Origin of the sequence: Aquabacterium commune (assembly GCF_004362855.1) — a bacterium.
GTDB lineage: Bacteria > Pseudomonadota > Gammaproteobacteria > Burkholderiales > Burkholderiaceae_C > Aquabacterium > Aquabacterium commune.
Genome location: NZ_SNXW01000037.1, coordinates 1 through 1,479, shown reverse-complemented (window position 1 = coordinate 1,479; position 1,479 = coordinate 1). Strand labels below are relative to the sequence as shown.

Sequence of the window (1,479 nt, the reverse complement as noted above, 5' to 3'; positions counted from 1 at the left end):
GCCTAACGCCCGGTTAACCGGCGCCGAAGGCCCGAACGGGCCGCAGGGCACCAACACTGGCCATGAAAATGGCGAAGCCATGGCCAGTGTTGGCGTCCGAGTTCAACCGCCAGTTAGGCTGCGGCGCGTAGTGGAAGGGCGTTTTAGCTAGAATGACCTACTTCTTGTGTGTTGCACTTGCAAGTTGAATCCACGATGTCAAAATATGTTGGGGAGCGGATTCATGGCATTGGATGTGAAGGAAAAAAGGTAAGTTCACAAGGGTGCAGGAAGGTTGTTGATATATAGGTTTAAAAGCATGATGTCCCTTCGCTCCTTCTCTGCGGTTCGCTGCGCCATCTGCCGATCCACTTGCTCAAGTGCTGGATCATGCTGATCTTCCTCCATCTTGACCGCAGAAGCCTGCTTCACAAGCAGCAAGTCTGATGGATTTATTACCGGCAAGCGAAGGCCATCAATTAAGCGCCGGTCAGAGCGCCCAAAATAGACGTCAAATTGTGGATCACCTGCAACTGATGTGAGGATGTCAACATCCGGTTGACCAGGATGCCCGACAGTGAATTTGAAATTTGGCTGTTGCAGACGATCCAGGGGAGGCAAGTTCTGAACCTGACGCATAAATCGGGTAATCGCCTGCGCATTGGCCATATCTCGTGCAACCCAAAGATCAAGGTCCTGTGTTCGTCTATCGATACCGTACGAGCGCATGGCTTGCCCGCCAACAACCAAGTAGCGCACTCGATGTTCTCTGAATGCACGTATTACTTGGCGCTGCGTTTCATTCATAGCGACGGAGCCTTTGTAGGGTTGGCCTAACGCCCATGTTGGTGTTCGAGTTGAACCGACAGTTATGCTGGGGCGCATAGACAGGGTTTGGCAGGCTCACACCGACTGCGTTCGGCCCGGTACACATGTGAAAATTGGTTCCTTTGCCCATGATGAAGCACTTCACATGTATGGTTTAGTAGTACTCGTACGCCTCTTCCGCAGACATTTTATATATAAAATCGTAGCAGCGATTCCAATCGGAAGTCAGTTTTTGGTTTAAAAACTGGAGCGCTTGAGACCACTGTGAAATATTTGATCGCTCAAGTTCAGGGCTCAGGCTAACAGGCACTTCGGTGCACCTTGTTTCATAAGACTCCGGCCTATATTCTGAGCAATTGGTGTTGTTGCCTAACGTTGAGCAATTCATGGTTGCTTGCCCATAGACTTTTACTTCTTGGCACTGCTGGTGGATACGATATCCACGGGATAACGCTTGCGTAGAGTCTGCAATGCTCGCTTCCAGCGCCTTCTTCTTTTGAATAGATGCAACAATATGATCTTGCTTTTCGCATACGGCAGCCGCTCTTTGATCTGGGGACATTTTCTGGAATGTTTTGACAGTTGTGCAGCCAGTGATATTTATAAGCAACGCAATGACCAAGGTAGACCATAGCTTCGACATGAGTGCTCCTTGTGTTGTGGCCTAACGCC

The 1,479-nt window shown here is 49.8% G+C and carries 2 protein-coding genes; both read right to left on the bottom strand.

Annotated features, from left to right (window positions below):
* Window positions 1-255: 255 nt before the first annotated feature.
* Window positions 256-786: a hypothetical protein gene (locus tag EV672_RS18620; protein WP_133611431.1), complete on the bottom strand. Its 531-nt coding sequence runs from the start codon at window positions 784-786 to the stop codon at window positions 256-258.
* Between the two features lie 175 nt (window positions 787-961).
* Window positions 962-1,450, bottom strand: coding sequence for a hypothetical protein (locus tag EV672_RS18615; protein ID WP_133611430.1), 489 nt, complete (start codon window positions 1,448-1,450; stop codon window positions 962-964).
* Between the last annotated feature and the right edge of the window lie 29 nt (window positions 1,451-1,479).

Excerpts from the sequence above, each read along its gene's own strand:
- EV672_RS18620 (WP_133611431.1), bottom strand. The coding sequence starts at position 786 with ATGAATGAAACGCAGCGCCAAGTAATACGTGCATTCAGAGAACATCGA.
- EV672_RS18615 (WP_133611430.1), bottom strand. The coding sequence starts at position 1,450 with ATGTCGAAGCTATGGTCTACCTTGGTCATTGCGTTGCTTATAAATATC.